The organism is Pseudomonas sp. HB05 (assembly GCF_016756915.1).
Lineage (GTDB): Bacteria > Pseudomonadota > Gammaproteobacteria > Pseudomonadales > Pseudomonadaceae > Aquipseudomonas > Aquipseudomonas alvandae.
This window is the reverse complement of the sequence record NZ_JAESPG010000022.1, coordinates 94275-111244: the sequence shown is the minus strand read 5'-3', so window position 1 is coordinate 111244 and position 16970 is coordinate 94275. Positions and strand designations below refer to the sequence as shown.

14 protein-coding genes are annotated in these 16970 nt (G+C 62.0%); 8 read left to right on the top strand and 6 right to left on the bottom strand.

The features are described 5' to 3' along the window. Window positions 1-110: 110 nt before the first annotated feature. A complete protein-coding gene (hydA, locus tag JMN22_RS19550; protein ID WP_198797437.1) occupies window positions 111-1550 on the bottom strand; it encodes a dihydropyrimidinase in 1440 nt (479 codons plus the stop codon). A 607-nt stretch (window positions 1551-2157) separates the two neighbouring features. On the opposite strand from hydA, the gene JMN22_RS19545 reads away from it, so the two are divergent. The 4 genes from JMN22_RS19545 to JMN22_RS19530 all read left to right on the top strand — a co-directional run bounded on the left by JMN22_RS19545 (window position 2158) and on the right by JMN22_RS19530 (window position 7124). Further along, window positions 2158-3636, top strand: coding sequence for an NCS1 family nucleobase:cation symporter-1 (locus tag JMN22_RS19545; RefSeq protein WP_030141262.1), 1479 nt, complete (start codon window positions 2158-2160; stop codon window positions 3634-3636). A 150-nt stretch (window positions 3637-3786) separates the two neighbouring features. Next, complete coding sequence (locus JMN22_RS19540; protein WP_198797438.1) at window positions 3787-5070, top strand: Zn-dependent hydrolase; 1284 nt, start codon at window positions 3787-3789, stop codon at window positions 5068-5070. Window positions 5071-5150: 80 nt separating this feature from the next. Continuing rightward, window positions 5151-6635 (top strand): helix-turn-helix transcriptional regulator, encoded by a 1485-nt coding sequence (locus JMN22_RS19535; RefSeq protein WP_198797439.1) that lies wholly within the window; start codon window positions 5151-5153, stop codon window positions 6633-6635. Between the two features lie 240 nt (window positions 6636-6875). Continuing rightward, complete coding sequence (locus JMN22_RS19530) at window positions 6876-7124, top strand: DUF1652 domain-containing protein (RefSeq protein ID WP_030141265.1); 249 nt, start codon at window positions 6876-6878, stop codon at window positions 7122-7124. A gap of 180 nt (window positions 7125-7304) precedes the next feature. On the opposite strand, the gene JMN22_RS19525 is transcribed toward JMN22_RS19530, so the two are convergent. Genes JMN22_RS19525 through JMN22_RS19515 form a run of 3 tightly spaced genes read right to left on the bottom strand, consistent with a single transcriptional unit; the run spans window position 7305 to window position 9632 of the window. Further along, window positions 7305-8690, bottom strand: a complete 1386-nt coding sequence (locus tag JMN22_RS19525) for a sensor histidine kinase (protein WP_198797440.1) — start codon at window positions 8688-8690, stop codon at window positions 7305-7307. Then, the gene (locus JMN22_RS19520; RefSeq protein ID WP_030141267.1) at window positions 8668-9351 is read right to left on the bottom strand and encodes a response regulator transcription factor; all 684 of its coding nucleotides are present in this window, start codon (window positions 9349-9351) and stop codon (window positions 8668-8670) included. Before JMN22_RS19520 ends, JMN22_RS19525 begins: the two co-directional genes overlap by 23 nt. After that, entirely contained in the window at window positions 9348-9632 is a 285-nt protein-coding gene (locus JMN22_RS19515; protein ID WP_030141268.1) for a hypothetical protein, read from the bottom strand. The genes JMN22_RS19520 and JMN22_RS19515 overlap by 4 nt, the downstream gene beginning before the upstream one ends. Window position 9633: 1 nt before the next feature. On the opposite strand from JMN22_RS19515, the gene hcnA reads away from it, so the two are divergent. The 3 genes from hcnA to hcnC are packed head-to-tail and all read left to right on the top strand — an operon-like array spanning window position 9634 to window position 12615. Beyond that, window positions 9634-9957 (top strand): cyanide-forming glycine dehydrogenase subunit HcnA, encoded by a 324-nt coding sequence (hcnA, locus tag JMN22_RS19510; protein WP_030141269.1) that lies wholly within the window; start codon window positions 9634-9636, stop codon window positions 9955-9957. Further along, complete coding sequence (hcnB, locus tag JMN22_RS19505; protein ID WP_198797441.1) at window positions 9954-11363, top strand: cyanide-forming glycine dehydrogenase subunit HcnB; 1410 nt, start codon at window positions 9954-9956, stop codon at window positions 11361-11363. The genes hcnA and hcnB overlap by 4 nt, the downstream gene beginning before the upstream one ends. Next, window positions 11356-12615, top strand: a complete 1260-nt coding sequence (gene hcnC / locus JMN22_RS19500; protein ID WP_030141271.1) for a cyanide-forming glycine dehydrogenase subunit HcnC — start codon at window positions 11356-11358, stop codon at window positions 12613-12615. The genes hcnB and hcnC overlap by 8 nt, the downstream gene beginning before the upstream one ends. Window positions 12616-13027: 412 nt before the next feature. Here the strand turns inward: hcnC and JMN22_RS19495 are convergent, their stop codons facing one another. Both JMN22_RS19495 and JMN22_RS19490 read right to left on the bottom strand, forming a co-directional pair. After that, window positions 13028-13639, bottom strand: a complete 612-nt coding sequence (locus tag JMN22_RS19495; protein ID WP_198797442.1) for a glutathione S-transferase — start codon at window positions 13637-13639, stop codon at window positions 13028-13030. Window positions 13640-13671: 32 nt separating this feature from the next. Continuing rightward, the gene (locus JMN22_RS19490) at window positions 13672-14592 is read right to left on the bottom strand and encodes a MurR/RpiR family transcriptional regulator (RefSeq protein ID WP_030141273.1); all 921 of its coding nucleotides are present in this window, start codon (window positions 14590-14592) and stop codon (window positions 13672-13674) included. Window positions 14593-14904: 312 nt separating this feature from the next. Here JMN22_RS19490 and JMN22_RS19485 point away from each other — a divergent pair, with 312 nt between their 5' ends. Then, window positions 14905-16842 carry a bifunctional 5-dehydro-2-deoxygluconokinase/5-dehydro-2-deoxyphosphogluconate aldolase gene (locus JMN22_RS19485; RefSeq protein ID WP_198797443.1) on the top strand — a complete coding sequence of 646 codons (1938 nt, stop codon included), beginning with the start codon at window positions 14905-14907 and terminating at the stop codon, window positions 16840-16842. Window positions 16843-16970: the final 128 nt, after the last annotated feature.

The following is a 16970-nucleotide window of genomic DNA, read 5'->3' as shown; positions in this document are numbered from 1 at the left end:
TTCGCGAGCAGGCTCGCTCCCACAGGGGACCTGCTGTGCACATGGCTTCTGCATTCACCCAAAATCCAATGTGGGAGCGGGCTTGCTCGCGAAGGCCGAAGGCCTCGATTTCAGCGTTTAACAGCAGTTGGCCTGGTCAACTCAGCCCGCTTGCTCAGCAAGTCGAACACCGCCGGATACGCCGGTCGTTCGATATAGCGCCCGGCCCCGCGTTCGGCCCGCAGGTCGCCGTCGGCCCAGACCAGCCGACCCTGGCTGATGGTGTGGCTGGGTACGCCGCGCACGGTCTTGCCTTCGAAGATGTTGAAGTCCACTTGCTGGTGGTGGGTCTTGGCGGAAATCGTCCGGCTGCCCTGGGGATCCCAGAGCACCAGGTCAGCGTCGGCACCGACGCGGATCGCGCCTTTGCGTGGGTAGAGGTTGAAGATTTTGGCGGTGTTGGTGGAGGTCAGGGCAACGAAGTCGTGCATCGACAATTTGCCGCTGTTGACCCCTTCGTCCCAGAGCACGGCCATGCGGTCTTCGATACCAGCGGTGCCGTTGGGGATCTTGCTGAAGTCATCGCGGCCGGCGGCTTTCTGTTCCGCGCAGAAACAGCAGTGGTCGGTGGCGGTCGTGTGCAGGTTGCCGGATTGCAGGCCATGCCAGAGCGCTTCCTGGTGCCCGCGCGGACGGAAAGGCGGGCTCATCACATAACCGGCGGCGGTCTGCCAGTCGGGATCGCGATAGACACTGTCGTCCAGCAGCAGATGCCCTGCCAATACTTCACCGTAGACCGGCTGGCCCTTGCCGCGGGCGTAAGTGATTTCGTCCAGCGCTTCTTTCGTCGAGACGTGTACCAGGTACAGCGGCGTGCCGAGGGTCTCGGCGATACGGATGGCCCGGCTGGCGGCTTCGCCTTCCACCTGGGAAGGGCGCGACAGCGGGTGGGCTTCCGGCCCGGTAATGCCTTGGGCCAGCAGCTTGCGTTGCAGGTGATAGACCAGCTCGCCGTTCTCTGCATGCACGGTGGGCACCGCGCCCAGTTCCAGGCAGCGTTCGAAGCTCGCCACCAAGGTGTCGTCGGCGGCCATGATCGCGTTCTTGTAGGCCATGAAATGCTTGAAGCTGTTGACGCCGTGATGGCTGACCAGCTCGCCCATTTCCTCGCGAACCTGTTCGCTCCACCAGGTGATCGCTACATGGAAGCCGTAGTCGCTGGCGCTTTTTTCGGCCCAGCCCCGCCATTGATGAAAGGCTTCCATCAGCGATTGCTGGGGGTTGGGAATCACGAAGTCGATGATCGAAGTGGTGCCTCCGGCAAGCCCCGCCGCCGTGCCGCTGAAGAAGTCCTCGCTGGCGACCGTGCCCATGAAGGGCAGTTGCATATGGGTGTGGGGATCGATGCCGCCTGGCATCAGGTATTGACCGCTGCCGTCGAGCACTTCGGTCGCGGCCGGAACATCGAGGTTTTCACCAATGGCCTTGATCACGCCGTCGGCGCAGAACACATCGGCGCGATAACTTTCATCATGGGTAATAACGGTGGCGCCACGGATCAACAGAGACATTCCGAGTTCCTCGCAGGGCATGACCGACTGTTGCCGGCTCTTTATGTTTTATCCATCACGGTAGGTTAGTCGCGCAGTGTTTTAATCTTGTCACGACTGTCAGGATTAGACGCTAGCTTGAGTTATTGAAATGAGCAAGATTATTTTTTATAAGCTTATTCGTTTTATAACCTATTGAATTTAAAGTATTAACTATTCAAATCACCAAATTGGTGAGCATGCTCACCAATTTGACGCACTTGACAGGATCGCTATTTGAGCGAGATTTATCATGGTAAATCAGCCGCTTGAAAGCGCTTGTAGTGCGGTCTAGACACTTCGCGTGGATCAACGGCGCACCACTTTGAATCTCCCACTCGACAGGACGCGGAGGTCATCTAGCCTGAACATCGATGATCAGAGAGTGGAGCAGGACGACAAGTTGACCTTAAAGCGTTGAAGATCAAATGGTTGAAAGGAATATATCGATTACCCCGTCAGTTATTCAGATCATTCGGCACGGTTATTGAGTGTTGTCGTGGTCTGGCGAGGTGATTGGCAGTACGTGTGCAAGTACTCCAGCCATCGCCCGTCGATGAGCAAAAATAATGAAAACAGTGGAGCGGACATGACCAGATCAACAGTGACCGAGCGCGACGGATTATTCGAACTCGAAGCCGGCAGCGACGTCCTCGACAGCCCCCGTTACAACCACGACATCGCACCCACCAAGGTGCACGAGCGAACCTGGAACAAATGGCACATCACCGCACTGTGGGTCGGCATGGCGATCTGCGTGCCGACCTATACCTTGGGCGGCGTGCTCACGGCCTATTTCGGCTTGACGGTGGGCGAGGCGCTGCTGGCGATCCTGTTCGCCAACATCATCGTGTTGATCCCGCTGACCTTGAACGCCTTTGCCGGGACCAAGTACGGCATCCCGTTCCCGGTGCTGCTGCGCTCGTCCTTCGGCGTCATCGGTTCCAACGTGCCGTGCCTGATCCGCGCCCTGGTCGCCTGTGGCTGGTTTGGTATCCAGACGATGTTCGGCGGGCTGGCGATCCACCTGTTTCTCGGTTCGGTGTTCGAGGGCTGGAAGAGCCTCGGCGGTACCGGCGAAGTGATCGGCTTCATGGTGTTCTGGGTCATCAACCTGTGGGTGGTGCTGCGCGGCGCCGAGTCGATCAAGTGGCTGGAAACCTTGTCTGCGCCGCTGCTGGTTCTGGTGGGGGCCGGGCTCCTGGTCTGGGCGTTGCCCAATGTGTCGCTGACCGAGCTGATGGCGGTCCCGGCCAAGCGACCCGAAGGCGCTGGCGTGACTGGCTATTTTCTCGCCGGGTTGACGGCGATGGTCGGTTTCTGGGCCACCTTGTCCTTGAACATCCCGGACTTCAGCCGTTATGCCAAGAGTCAGAAGGACCAGATCGTCGGGCAGATCATCGGCTTGCCGTTGACCATGTTCCTGTTCGCCTCCCTCGGCGTGGTCATGACCGCCGCCTCGGAAAAACTGGTGGGCGTGACCGTCTCCGACCCGGTGTCTTTGATCGGGCACATCCAGAGCCCGATGTGGGTGGCGTTGGCCATGGTGCTGATCATTGTCGCCACGCTCTCGACCAACACCGCGGCCAACATCGTCTCGCCGACCAATGACTTCCAGAACCTGGCGCCGAAACTGATCGGCCGTACGAAGGCCGTGCTGCTCACCGGCCTGGTGGGGCTGGCGCTGATGGGTCACGAATTGCTGAAAAAACTCGGCTGGATCGTTTCCGACGTCAGCCTGGAGTCAGTTTATTCGAATTGGCTGCTGGGCTATTCGAGCCTGCTGGGGCCGATCGCCGGGATCATGGTGGTGGATTATTTCCTGATCAAGCGACAGCAGTTGGACCTGGCCGGCTTGTACCGCGACGACATCTACCCGGCCTGGAACTGGAACGGTTTCATCGCCTTTGGCGTACCGGTGGCGCTGACGCTGCTGTCCCTGGGCAGCAATGCGTTCAGTTGGTTCTACAGCTACGGCTGGTTCACCGGCTCGGCGCTGGGCGGAGTGATTTATTACGGGTTGTGCAGTATGCGAGCGAGCCCGTCCGTTGCTAAAACAGCGGTGTGAAGGAGGGCCTCTTCGCGAGCAGGCTCGCTCCCACATTGGATTGGGGTGGATGAAAAATTTGTGTGCGCAGCACATCCCTGTGGGAGCGAGCTTGCTCGCGATGGCGGCCTCAAGTACACCGAAAACATGCCAGAAAAAATGGAGATCCCCATGAACGCAGCCACCGACGTCCTGCAATCCACCCACCAGCACATCAACCGCGACCGCCTCTGGCAATCACTCATGGACCTGGCCCAGCTCGGCGCCACGGTCAAGGGCGGTGTGTGCCGGCTGGCCCTGACCGACCTCGATCGCCAGGCCCGCGACTTGTTCGTGCAATGGACCGAAGCGGCAGGGTGTACGGTCAGCATCGATGCGGTAGGCAATATCTTCGCCCGGCGCCCGGGGCGCAATCCGAACCTGCCGCCAGTGATGACCGGCAGCCACATCGACACCCAGCCTACCGGTGGCAAGTTCGACGGCTGCTTCGGCGTATTGTCCGGGCTGGAGGTGCTGCGCACCCTCAACGACTTGGGCATCGAGACCGAGGCACCCTTGGAAGTGGTGGTCTGGACCAACGAAGAAGGCTCGCGCTTCGCCCCGTGCATGATGGGCTCCGGGGTGTTCGCCGAGAAATTCACCCTCGAAGAAACCCTCGCCAAGACCGACGCCGAAGGCATCACGGTGGGCCAGGCGTTGAACGCCATCGGTTACGCCGGCTCCCGGCAAGTGAGTGGTCATCCGGTGGGCGCGTATTTCGAGGCCCACATCGAGCAGGGGCCGATCCTCGAAGACGAGGGCAAGACCATCGGCGTGGTGATGGGCGCCCTCGGGCAGAAATGGTTCGACCTGACCCTGCGCGGCGTCGAGGCCCACGCCGGCCCCACGCCGATGCACCTGCGCAAGGACGCCCTGGTGGGCGCCTCGATCATCGTCGGTGCCGTCAACCGCGCCGCCCTCGGTCATCAACCCCACGCCTGCGGCACGGTCGGTTGCCTGCAAGCCTATCCGGGGTCGCGCAATGTCATTCCTGGCGAGGTGCGCATGACCCTGGACTTCCGTCACCTGGAACCGGCGCGCCTGGATTCGATGATCGCCGAGGTCAAGCAAGTGATCGAAGACACGTGTCGGCAGCACGGCCTGACCTTCGATTTGAAACCCACGGCAGACTTCCCGCCGCTGTATTTCGATCCGGGCTGCGTCGAGGCGGTGCGCGGCGCTGCACAAGGGCTAGGAATGTCGCACCTGGACATTGTCAGCGGCGCCGGCCATGACGCGATTTTCCTCGCGGAACTGGGCCCCGCCGGCATGATCTTCGTGCCCTGCGAAGGCGGCATCAGCCACAACGAAATCGAAAACGCCGCCCCCGACGACCTCGCCGCCGGCTGCGCCGTGCTGCTGCGCGCCATGCTGGCCGCCTCCCAGGCGATCGCCGAGGGGCGCATGGCGGCTTGAGGCTGGCGCACTATCCCAGAGCCATGTGGTCGTAACCTTCAACGCATCCATGCCTGAACGTGACGACCCATGGAGACCCAATGAATCAGGATGTCCCGAACACCGACACCAATCGCCGCCAGTTGCTGCAGATCATCGCCGGGCTGTCCGACGGCGTCATACTCGTCGAGGTCGACCAGACCATTGCCTGGGCCAACGAGGCTGCGCTGACCATGCACGGTGTCCAGGAACTGAGGGAACTGGGCACCAATGCCAAGGAATATGCCCGGCGTTTCAACTTGCGCTATCGTAATAATCATCCGCTGCCTGAAGAAAACTATCCCATCGCCCGCGTGGCCCGTGGTGATGAGTTCAGTGACGTGCTGGTGGAAGTCACGCCAGTGGCCGACCCCGATCGAACCTGGGTGCACCGCATCCGCAGCATGGTCCTGGCCGACCGCGCCGGCGAGCCGGAATACCTGGTGCTGATTCTCAGCGATGCCACCGAGTGGGCCAGCGCCGAGCAGCGTTTCGAGAGAACCTTCGCCGCCAACCCGGCGCCCGCGGTGATCTGCCGTCTCAGCGACTTGCGCTACATCAAGGTCAACCCCGGCTTCCTGGAAATGACCGGCTACAGCCGCGAGCAGGTGATCGGCCGTTCGGTGTACGAATTGGATGTGCTGGAGGCCGCCGAGAAGCGTGATCTCGCCATTGAACGCCTCAGCCAGGGCGCAACCATTCCGCAAATGCAGGCCGAAATGCGCTTGCCGGACGGTACGAACAAGCAGGTGATCGTCGCCGGACAGCCGCTGGACCTGCACGATGAAGACTGCATGCTGTTCTCGTTCATGGACATGGAGCCGCGGCGCAAGGCCGAGACCGCGCTGCGCCAGAGCGAGGAGCGCTTCGCCAAGTCATTCCGCCTGTCCCCGGTGCCGACCTTGATTTGCAGCGGCGAGTTGCAACTGTTGGAAATCAACGAAGCCTTCCTCCAGGCGACCGGTTACGCCAGCGAGGAACTGCTGGGCAAGACCGTGGACGAAATCGGCTTCCTGGACAAGGAGGCGAGCGCTGCGTTGTTTGCCCGGCTCGAGAAAGCCGCCGCCGTGTCCAGCGTCGATGTCAAGGTACACAAGAAAGGCGGCGAGCAGATCGATTGCGAAGTGGCCGCCGATACCGTGGCAATCCAGGACAAACCCTGCTATTTGCTGGTGCTGATGAACATCACCGAACGCAAGCGCTCGGAGCTGGAGTTGGTGGCGGCCATCGAGGAAGTGATGAAGGACGCCTCGTGGTTCAGCCGGACCCTGATCGAAAAACTGGCGAATGTGAAAAGCATCAACGCGCAATCACCCTCGACGTCGTTCACCGAACTGACGGCCCGGGAGCGTGATGTATTGGGGCTGATTTGCGAAGGCCTGGCCGACAAGGAAATTGCCGCGCGCTTGAAATTGGCCCCCAACACCGTGCGCAATCATGTGGCGACGCTGTATTCGAAACTGGACGTTCACAGCCGCAGCGAAGCGATCGTCTGGGCCCGGGAGCGAGGTCTTTTCGGGAACGAATGGCGGATGAAGGCACCATGATAGCTAGTGCATATGCACCTGGCATTCTGGTGCAAATTCGGGTTCTACCCAGGCGGTTACGTCCCTAGGCTGGTGGGGTGCGACATTTGTTGTAGGTGTCGCGTCCCCACGAAACAGTCAAGGAATACGTCACGATGTGCAGCAAACCCTTCAAAAGTGAGATCGACAGGACGTCTGCGGGAGCCAGGAGGCCGGAACGATTTTCCGGCCATTTGCGACTTCGAAGCTGAGGTGCGACCCATGACTCACCTGGCTCCGTTACGCGCCCGTCTCGAAAACAGTTTTGCGCCGCTGTCCTGCGACTGCAGCCTCAATGGCGACGGCACGCTCACCATTCGTTTGTATCACCAGGAAAGCGGCGAGGTCGACCTGGTGGTCAGCGGCATGAGCGTCGACAGCATCCGCTCTGAAGAAAGTCTGGAAAAGCTGGTCGATGAGTTGCGCTATGAGCTGCATAACACACCGTTGCATCGCAGTGATCCTGCCTGACTCCAAGGTCGACGGGAGTTAGTTGTGGCGAGGGGATTTATCCCCGCTCGAGTGCGAAGCGCTCGCCATTTGCTAGCGTTGCATCGATACGGGGCCTGCTGCGCAGCCCAGCGGGGCGGTGCGACGTTTCACTAAATCCCCTCGCCACAGGAAAGCAGTTCTCCAAGCAGATCAACGTTCTTACAACAACGTCGCCCGACAATCGAGCACCAACCGCGCGCCCCCCGACTCGCTGCGATCCACCTCCAGCGTAAACCCGTGCAGGTTGACAATCGCGGCGACGATCGACAGGCCGAGGCCGAATCCGCCGTGTTGGCTGCTGCCCTCGGCGCGATAGAAGCGTCGAAACACCGCCTTGCGTTCGGCCTCGGGGATGCCGGGGCCGGAGTCGAGCACTTCGATGCGGGTGCTGTCGCCCTGGTCCACGCCCCGCAGGATCACTTCGCCGCCCGGCGGGGTGAATTTGATCGAGTTGCTCAGCAGGTTCGACACCGCTTCGAACAGCAGTGCCCGGTCGCCGTTGAGCAGGGGTAGGGCGTCGGGCACTTCCAGGGTGAAGACTAGCTCGCGCTCTTCCGCCAAGGGCAGATAGAAATCATGCAATTCCTGCAGTAGCTGCAACGGATCGAGGCGCACGAAACCTGAGCGGCGTTGCTGGTCCTCCAGTTCCGAAATCCTCAACAGACCACGAAACCGCGCCATCAGCGTATCGGTCTCGGCGATCACCTGATCCATCTGCAACGCTTCGGGGGAGCCGTCGGCGGCTTCCTGCTGGATGCGATAGAGCTGCGCGCGCAGGCGGGTGAGCGGGGTGCGTAAATCGTGGGCGATGTTGTCGCACACGCCCTTGACCTCGTTCATCAGCCGTTCGATGCGGTCGAGCATGGCATTGACGATCGCTGCCAGCATGTCCAGTTCATCGCGCCGGCTCGACAGCGGCAGGCGATGGGTCAGGTCGCCGGCGACGATGGCTTCGGCACTGGCCTGCAGTTTGCGAATGCGCTGCAACGGTCGGCGGCGCAACAGGTGCCAGCCAGCGATGCCCGGCAGGATGGTCAGCGAGACGCCCCAGAACAGCGCGTGCAGGATGATGCGCGTGACGGCGAACAGCGAACCGTTGTCCCGGGCCAGTACCAGCCAGCGGCCGTCCTGGGTCCGGGACGCCACGGCATCGCAACTGTCGGAAGGCACGTCCGGATCGTCGGAATCCACGCAGCCGCCGAGCATGTGGATCTTGCCGTCGAGCGGCAGGTCGGCGGGGATTCGCTGGATCGGCCCGCTCAGGTGACGCAGTTGCGGGTCGAACAGGCCATAGGCGTCGACGCCGCGTTCGTCCAGGGTCAGGCTGGCCATCAGCGCGTCTTCCAACTGATCGCCGTGGATGCGCGCGAACAAATGCTGGCGCTGCATCAGGGAGTGCTTGGCGAGGCTGTCGAGGTAGCCGAATACCTCGTAGTACATCACCCCCATCAGGATCGCGCTCCAGAGCACGAACAGCGAACTGTACAGCGCCAGCAGGCGGCTGCTGGAGGAGCGCCAGCCCTTAGCGGGGTTCAGCAATGACATAGCCGGAACCCCGTACCGTGCGAATCAGCGGTTCCAGGCCCGGCGGGTCGATTTTCTTGCGCAGGCGGCCGATGTGGACGTCGATCAGGTTGGTGCCGGGGTCGAAGTGATAACCCCAGACTTCCTCGAAAATCATCATGCGCGAGAGGATCTGCCCGCTGTTGCGCATCAGGAATTCCAGCAGTTTGTATTCGGTGGGCAGCAGGCTCAGCAACTGCCCGTTGCGGCTGGCTTCGCGGCTGATCAGGTTGAGCTCCAGGTCCGCTACCCGCAAGGCGGTTTCCGGTTCACGGGCGCCGTTGTTGCGTCGCAGCAGCACTTCGACCCGGGCGGCCATTTCGTCGGTGGCGAACGGTTTTGTCAGGTAATCGTCGCCGCCTGCCCGTAGACCACGGACCCGCTCATCGACATCGGAGAGGGCGCTGATCATCAGGATCGGCGTGGCGACGCCCATGCTTCGCAGTTGTGTGACGATCACCAAGCCGTCGAGCTCGGGCAGCATGCGGTCCAGGGTAATCAGGTCGTAGTCGCCGCTGACGGCACGTTCCAGGCCCTCGCGGCCGTTGTCGACCCAGTCGACATCCAGGCCGTTGCGGGTCAGTTCGGCGACGATCTCACGGGCGGTCACGGCGTCGTCTTCGATGGTCAGGATGCGGTTCATGGGCAGTACCGTGTGGGGAAGTTGGAGCGACTGCGCAGCATTTTGCCAAAGAATACCTGTCGGCTTTCTGAAAAAAAGTTCATCAGGCGCCAGCCTGCGCATTCAGTGGCCTGGATCAATACTTCGTCACAAATATTCCCTAACATCATTGCCCTGCGCACCATCATGCTGCGCCCGCTGCCCTGTTCTGGCGCGCTGTCGCCGATGGGCATTGACGCAAGGCAAAGAGTGGCGTGCCGCAAGGAGCCGGGACCGACTGAACTTTCAAGGAAGAGCTGCATGATGCAACCTCAAGACCCCATACACCGACCATTTGATATCCAACCCCTGGAACAGGCCGACATGACCGTGCACCTGGACGGCCAGGCTGTCAACGCCGCCCAGGGCGAAACCGTGCTCACGGTCATCCAGGCGCTGGGCCAGCGCCAGGTCGCGCGCAACGATCATGACCAGATCAGCGGTGCCTATTGCGGCATGGGCGTGTGCCAATGCTGCCTGGTCAAGATCGACGGTCGCCACAAGCGTCGCGCCTGCCAGACCCTGGTGCGACCCGGCATGCACATCGAGACCCGGACCAACCGCATTGCCGAAACGGAGGCGCCATGAACCACGATCCGGTGATTGTCGGCGGCGGCCCGGCAGGTATGGCGGCGGCCATTGAGCTGGCCGCCCATGGCGTGCGCTGCAGCTTGCTCGAAGAGGCGCCGCGCCTGGGTGGGGTGGTGTATCGCGGCCCTTTGCGCGATGGGGTACGCCTGGATTACCTGGGGCCGCGCTACAGCGAAGCCCTGGAAAGACTCCACGGTGAATTCCAGCACCATGCCGGCCTGATCGACGTGCGACTGGGCAGCCGGGTCATCGGCGCCGAAGGGTTCCGGGCCCTGATGCTGCTGGATGCCGACGAGCGCTTGCGCGAGGTTGCCTACTCCCAACTGATCCTCGCGGCCGGTTGCCATGAACGCAGCGTGCCGTTTCCTGGCTGGACGTTGCCGGGTGTGATGATGCTCGGCGGCTTGCAATTGCAGATCAAGAGCGGCGTGGTCAGGCCACCAAGCCCGGTGGTCATCGCCGGTACGGGGCCGCTGCTGCCATTGGTGGCCTGCCAGCTACATGCCTCGGGCGTCACCGTGGCGGGCGTCTACGAGGCCTGTGCGTTTGGCCGGATCGCCAAGGAAAGCCTGGCGTTGCTGAACAAGCCGCAGCTGTTCCTCGATGGCCTGGGCATGCTCGCGTACCTCAAGCGGCATCGCATTCCGGTGCGTTATGGCTGGGGCGTGGTGCGAGCCGAGGGCGAGGGCGAGTTGAGCGGCGTGACCGTCGCGCCGTATTCCGCCGATTGGGCGCCGGACCTTGAGCGCGCCGAACAGTTGCCGGCCCAGACGCTGGCGGTTGGCTACGGGTTTATCCCGCGCACCCAGTTGAGCCAGCAGATGGGCCTGGAACATGGCTTCAGCGAAGACGGTTATTTGCGTGCGATGTCCGATGCCTGGCAACGCAGCAGCGAGGCGCATATCCACCTGGCGGGCGACATGGGCGGGATTCGCGGAGGTGAAGCCGCCATGCTGAGCGGGCGTATTGCCGCGCTGTCAGTGCTGATGCAACGCAATGTCCTGGATGAGCCGGCAGCCCTGGAGCGGCGTGGGCGCTATCAGGCCCGACTGGAGCGGATCATTCGCTTTCGCGCCGCCGTCGATCGCTATACCCGGCGCGGGGCGGGCCAGACTGCGCTGCCCACTGCCGAGACGGTGATCTGCCGCTGCGAGCATGCCACCCGTGCCGACATCGACCGAGCCCTGGAGCAGGGTGTGCAGGACATGGCCAGCCTGAAAATGCGCACCCGCGTCAGCATGGGTGATTGCCAGGGGCGCATGTGCGTCGGTTACTGCAGCGACCGGTTGCGCGAGGCCACCGGACGCGCCGATGTGGGCTGGTTGCGGCCGCGGTTTCCGATCGATCCGATTCCATTTTCAGCCTTTCAGAATGTCGGCACGGAGGCCGCTTCCCATGACTAAGCACTATGACGTGGTGATTGCCGGCGGCGGCGTGATTGGCGCTTCCTGTGCCTATCAGCTGTCCAAACGCAGCCATTTGAAGATCGCCCTGATCGACGCCAAGCGTCCCGGCAACGCTACCCGTGCGTCGGCGGGCGGCTTGTGGGCCATCGGCGAGTCAGTGGGCCTGGGCTGCGGGGTGATTTTCTTCCGCATGATGTCGGCCAATCGCAAGCGCCAGGCCCAGGGCGCCGCCGTGGCGGTGGATGCGAGTACGCCGCACATCCTGCCCGACTCGTTTTTCCAGTTCGCCTTGCAGTCCAACGCGATGTACCCGCAACTGCATCGCGAGTTGCTTGAGCGCCACGGCATGGATTTCAAGTTCGAAGAGACCGGGCTGAAGTTCGTGATCTATGACGATGAGGACCGCTTGTACGCCGAGCACATCGCCGCCTCCATTCCCCATCTGGCCGATCAGGTGCGTTGGCTCGACCAGGCGGCCTTGCGCGAGGCAGAGCCAAATGTGAGCCATGAGGCCCTCGGCGCTCTGGAGTTTCTCTGCGATCACCAGGTCAGCCCGTTCCGCCTCGCCGACGCCTACACCGAGGGCGCGCGGCAGAACGGCGTCGACCTGTACTTCAACACCCACGTGACTGAAGTCTTGCGCAGCGGCACGCGGGTGACCGGCGTGCAAACCGCCGAAGCCGGAACGTTCAATTGCCGGATTCTGATCAATGCCGCCGGCGCCTGGGCGGCGGACCTCAGCGAGCAGGCCACGGGCGTGCGGATTCCGGTCAAGCCGGTCAAGGGCCAGATCCTGTTGACCGAACGCATGCCCAAGATCCTCAACGGCTGCCTGACCACCAGCGATTGTTATGTGGCGCAGAAAGACAACGGCGAAATCCTGATTGGCAGCACCACGGAGGACAAGGGGTTCGACGTGACCACCACTTACCCGGAGATCGAAGGGCTGGTGCAAGGCGCGATGCGTTGTATTCCGCAACTGGCCGACATCAATCTCAAACGCACCTGGGCCGGCCTGCGTCCCGGCTCACCCGACGAGCTGCCGATCCTAGGGCCGATGCGCGGCGTGGAGGGCTACCTCAACGCCTGCGGACATTTCCGCACCGGCATCCTCACCTCGGCCATTACCGGGGTGTTACTGGATAAACTGGTCAATGATGAGCCGTTGCCGCTGGACATCACGCCGTTCCTCGCGGATCGGTTCGAGGTGGCGCCGATTGCAGAACCAAGGGAAATGGAACCGGTCTGAGCAAATCCTGTGATCAACCGGTCCCCTGTGGGAGCGAGCTTGCTCCGGGCGGCGATCCGACGATAGCGTCCGTTCAGCCAATATCAATGGTGATTGATACGCCGCCATCGCGAGCAAGCTCGCTCCCACACCGTTCTCGGCTGTCCGCGGAATTTCGTTCGCCAAAGAAGCTGTGGGAGCGAGCTTGCTCGCGAAGGCGTCATGTCAGTCGGCATCCATGGTGACTGATGCACCGCTTTCGCGAGCAAACTGAACTCCCACACCGTTCTCGGCTGTCCGCGGAATTTCGTTCGCCAAAGAAGCTGTGGGAGCGAGCTTGCTCGCGAAGGCGTCATGTCAGTCGGCATCCATGGTGACTGATGCACCGCTTTCGCGAGCAGGCTCGCTCCCACACGGGAATGTATCCAGCCGGTTATTCCACCGGTGTGCTGAGGAACGCTTCCAGTTCTTCGGCGTAGGCGGTGAATGCGCTGATCTGCGGGAAGGCTTTGCCTTCGACCTGGTCCGCGACCAGGAGGTTGGTGAAGGTCCAAGCCACGGCGATGGTGATGCCGGCCTGGTCGATCGAGCCATCGGTGGGCAATGGCTGTTTTGCCAGCGCTTGCTCCAACCCGCCGTATGCCGCCAGCAGTTGGGCGCAGATCCGCTCGAGCCACGGACCGTGCTGGATTTCCGCCGGCCGCAGGGTACGTTCGTAGTAGATCTGCACCGACTTCTCGCACGCCGCCAACGCCAATCCGATCAGTTGCAACGAGCGCAGCCGTTGTTCCGGACCGTTCGGCATCAGGCTGCGCGTTGGCCCGGCCAGGGCCTCCAGGTAATCGATGATCAAGGTGGAATCCATCAACACCGAGCCATCATCCAAGACCAGGGTCGGTGCCTTGACCACCGGGTTGATGCTCTGGAAGTGCTCGAATTGCCTGAACACCGACACCGATTCGTGTTCCAGGGCGATCCCCAGGCGTTTGGCGGAAATGGCGACGCGGCGTACATAGGGCGAGTCCAGCATGCCGATCAGTTTCATGGCTTCTCCTTCAGCGGTTTTCAGCTCGGGCATCAATCCTCGAAGCCGACCTGTTCATGGATTTCATCAACCTTGAGTTCAAGGCGGTAGGCCACGGCGATGAACAACGCCTGGCACAGGCACAACGTCGCACTCAACGAGCGGAACGCGAATGAGCTGCCTTCGTTGACCAGCAGCACCGCGTTGGCCCGCTTGGCCAGCGGCGACAGGTTGCTGTCGGTGATGATCAGCGTCTTGGCCTGGTGATGCTGGGCAATGCGCAGGCAATGCTGGGTTTCCTTGCCGTAGGGCGTGAAGCTGATGGCGATGACCAGGTCATTGGCCCGCACGCTGCGCATCTGCTCGCGATAACTGCCGCCCAGGCCGGACACCAGGTGAATGCGCTTGTTGGTGTGTTGCAGGTTGTAGACCAGGTAGTCGGCCACCGCGAATGAACGCCGCACGCCGACCACATAGATATTGTCGGCATTGACCACCAGGTCCACGGCTTTTTCGAACGCCTCGTCGTCCAGTTCCAGCCCCAGGCGCTCGATACCTGACAGGGTCGCGTTGACGCATTCACGGGCCAGGTCGCCGGCGCTGGCCTTCTGCGATTTGTTGGCGATCATGCTGCGGATGCGCTGCTGGTAGTTCTGCACCGGCGTGGTCTTGTGGGTATAGGCCTCGCGGAACAAGGCCTGCATTTCGCTGAACCCGCTGAAGCCGAAGCGCTGGGAGAACCGCACGATGGCCGAAGGGTGGACTTCGCATTCCCGGGCGATGTCGCTGATGCGATCCACCATGATCCGGTCGCTTTGCTGGCTCATGTAGCTGGCGATGCGCTTGAGCTGGCGCGGCAGGCTTTCGTATTCCTCGGTGATCAGTTGCAGCAGACGCTCGGCGTTGATCGGTGGGCTGGGGAGGGCGGCTTCGGACGCGCTCTCGGACGGCGCCGGCAGATCGGGGCGGGTCATAGGAAATCCTTCTGGCTTGTTCTTATAGGGCAGCCCGCGGAAACGGGCCGCCCTCGACAATAGGTTGGCTGGTCGCAGTCTACAGCGTAGGCGCCGGGAAAATCATGGTTGAGCGAAGTTGTCGCGCCTGCTGAAACGATGCACTGCGTCTGGCCCGGTTGAGCAGTAGCATATTGGAAAAAATATTCCACGATAAAAATTTATGGAAAAAATATTGATTATTGGCGCTGGCTCGTTTTAGTCTGCATCCACCAAAGCGCTGATGTCGGTTCCGACGACCAGCGCAGGCTGATAAAAATAACAGGAGCCAGCATGGGCCAGACTCGTTTTGCCAGTGGGCGTCAATTGGATGTGATCTGCCTGGGACGCCTGGGCGTCGATCTCTACGCGCAGCAAGTCGGCGCGCGCCTGGAAGATGTTTCAAGCTTCGCCAAATACCTGGGCGGATCATCGGCCAACATCGCCTTCGGCACGGCTCGCCTGGGGCTCCGGTCGGCGATGCTGAGCCGGGTCGGCGACGATCACATGGGGCGCTTCCTGGTGGAGTCCCTGGCGCGCGAAGGGTGTGACGTCAGCGGGATCAAGGTCGATCCTGAGCGACTCACCGCCATGGTCCTGCTGGGCATCAAGGATCGCGAGACCTTTCCCCTGGTGTTCTACCGGGAAAACTGCGCCGACATGGCGCTGCGGGCCGAAGACATCGACGAAGCCTTCATCGCCTCCAGCAAGGCGCTGCTGATCACCGGCACCCATTTCTCCACCGAAGGCGTCTACAACGCGAGCGTCCAGGCGCTCGACCATGCGCGAAAACACAACGTCAAATGCGTCCTCGACATCGATTACCGCCCGGTCCTCTGGGGCCTGGCAGGCAAGGCCGATGGCGAAACCCGTTTCGTCGCCGATCGTAAAGTCAGCCAGCACGTGCAAGGGATCCTGCCGCGGTTCGACCTGATCGTCGGCACCGAAGAAGAATTCCTGATTGCCGGTGGTAGCGAAGATCTGTTGACCGCGCTGCGGACGGTGCGCGCGCTGACGACCGCAACCCTCGTGGTCAAGCTCGGTCCGCAAGGGTGCACGGTGATTCACGGTGATATTCCAAGCCGCTTGGAGGACGGAGCCCTTTACCCTGGCGTGCGGGTCGAAGTCCTGAATGTGTTGGGCGCAGGCGATGCGTTCATGTCGGGTTTCCTCGCCGGTTGGCTGGAAGACGCCAGTGATGAGCGCTGCTGCCAATTGGCCAACGCCTGTGGCGGCCTGGTGGTGTCGCGCCATGCGTGCGCCCCGGCGATGCCGACCCGGGCCGAGCTCGATTATCTGTTCAAGAGCCCGGTGCCCATTACCCGACCGGACCAGGATGTCGTGCTTCAACGGCTGCATCAGGTCAGCGTGCCGCGCAAGGCTTGGAAACAGCTGTTCATCTTTGCCTTCGATCATCGCTGGCAGTTGGTGGAGCTGGCGCAGAAGGGCGGTCGTGAACTGAGCAGCATCGGCGAGCTCAAGCAATTGTTCATCCAGGCGGTGGAGCGGGTCGAAGCCGACCTGCAACGCCAGGGCATCGACGCCGATGTCGGGCTGCTGGCCGATCAGCGTTTCGGCCAGGATTCGCTCAACGCGGCCACCGGACGTGGCTGGTGGGTGGCGCGGCCCGTGGAGGTGCAGGGCTCGCGACCGCTGGCGTTCGAGCATGGGCGCTCCATCGGCAGCAACCTGATCGCCTGGCCGCAGGAACAGATCATCAAATGCCTGGTGCAATTTCACCCCGACGACGAGCCGCTGCTGCGCCTGGAACAGGAGGCGCAGTTGATGGGCTTGTATAAGGCGTCCCAGGCCAGTGGTCATGAGTTGCTGCTGGAAGTCATCCCGCCGAAGGATCATCCATCGGCCCATCCGGACGTGCTTTATCGCGGCCTCAAGCGCCTCTACAACCTCGGAATTTTCCCGGCGTGGTGGAAGATCGAAGCGCAGACAGCCGAAGAGTGGAAGCAGCTTGACGAGTTGATCCAGCAACGCGACCCGTACTGCCGTGGCGTGGTGCTGCTGGGCCTCAACGCCCCGGCCTCCGCGTTGGCCGAGGGCTTCCGCCAGGCCAGCCAGAGCACCACCTGCCGCGGGTTTGCCGTGGGCCGGACGATCTTCCAGGAACCGAGCCGGGCCTGGTTGGCCGGGGAAATCGATGATGAAACGTTGATCCGGGACGTGCAGGGGCGGTTTGTGGAGTTGATCGAGGCGTGGCGTGCTGCGCGGGCCTGAAGGGTGTTGTGCCGGCTTTTGTGGCGAGGGGATTTATCCCCGCTGGGCTGCGAAGCGGCCCCAAAACCGGCAACTCGGTGTGTCAGGCAACTTGCATTAAGTCTTTAAGGGGCCGCTTCGCGACCCAG

Coding starts and splice junctions, on each gene's coding strand:
- hydA (WP_198797437.1), bottom strand. CDS start 1,550: ATGTCTCTGTTGATCCGTGGCGCCACCGTTATTACCCATGATGAAAGT.
- JMN22_RS19545 (WP_030141262.1), top strand. CDS start 2,158: ATGACCAGATCAACAGTGACCGAGCGCGACGGATTATTCGAACTCGAA.
- JMN22_RS19540 (WP_198797438.1), top strand. CDS start 3,787: ATGAACGCAGCCACCGACGTCCTGCAATCCACCCACCAGCACATCAAC.
- JMN22_RS19535 (WP_198797439.1), top strand. CDS start 5,151: ATGAATCAGGATGTCCCGAACACCGACACCAATCGCCGCCAGTTGCTG.
- JMN22_RS19530 (WP_030141265.1), top strand. CDS start 6,876: ATGACTCACCTGGCTCCGTTACGCGCCCGTCTCGAAAACAGTTTTGCG.
- JMN22_RS19525 (WP_198797440.1), bottom strand. CDS start 8,690: ATGTCATTGCTGAACCCCGCTAAGGGCTGGCGCTCCTCCAGCAGCCGC.
- JMN22_RS19520 (WP_030141267.1), bottom strand. CDS start 9,351: ATGAACCGCATCCTGACCATCGAAGACGACGCCGTGACCGCCCGTGAG.
- JMN22_RS19515 (WP_030141268.1), bottom strand. CDS start 9,632: ATGCAGCTCTTCCTTGAAAGTTCAGTCGGTCCCGGCTCCTTGCGGCAC.
- hcnA (WP_030141269.1), top strand. CDS start 9,634: ATGCAACCTCAAGACCCCATACACCGACCATTTGATATCCAACCCCTG.
- hcnB (WP_198797441.1), top strand. CDS start 9,954: ATGAACCACGATCCGGTGATTGTCGGCGGCGGCCCGGCAGGTATGGCG.
- hcnC (WP_030141271.1), top strand. CDS start 11,356: ATGACTAAGCACTATGACGTGGTGATTGCCGGCGGCGGCGTGATTGGC.
- JMN22_RS19495 (WP_198797442.1), bottom strand. CDS start 13,639: ATGAAACTGATCGGCATGCTGGACTCGCCCTATGTACGCCGCGTCGCC.
- JMN22_RS19490 (WP_030141273.1), bottom strand. CDS start 14,592: ATGACCCGCCCCGATCTGCCGGCGCCGTCCGAGAGCGCGTCCGAAGCC.
- JMN22_RS19485 (WP_198797443.1), top strand. CDS start 14,905: ATGGGCCAGACTCGTTTTGCCAGTGGGCGTCAATTGGATGTGATCTGC.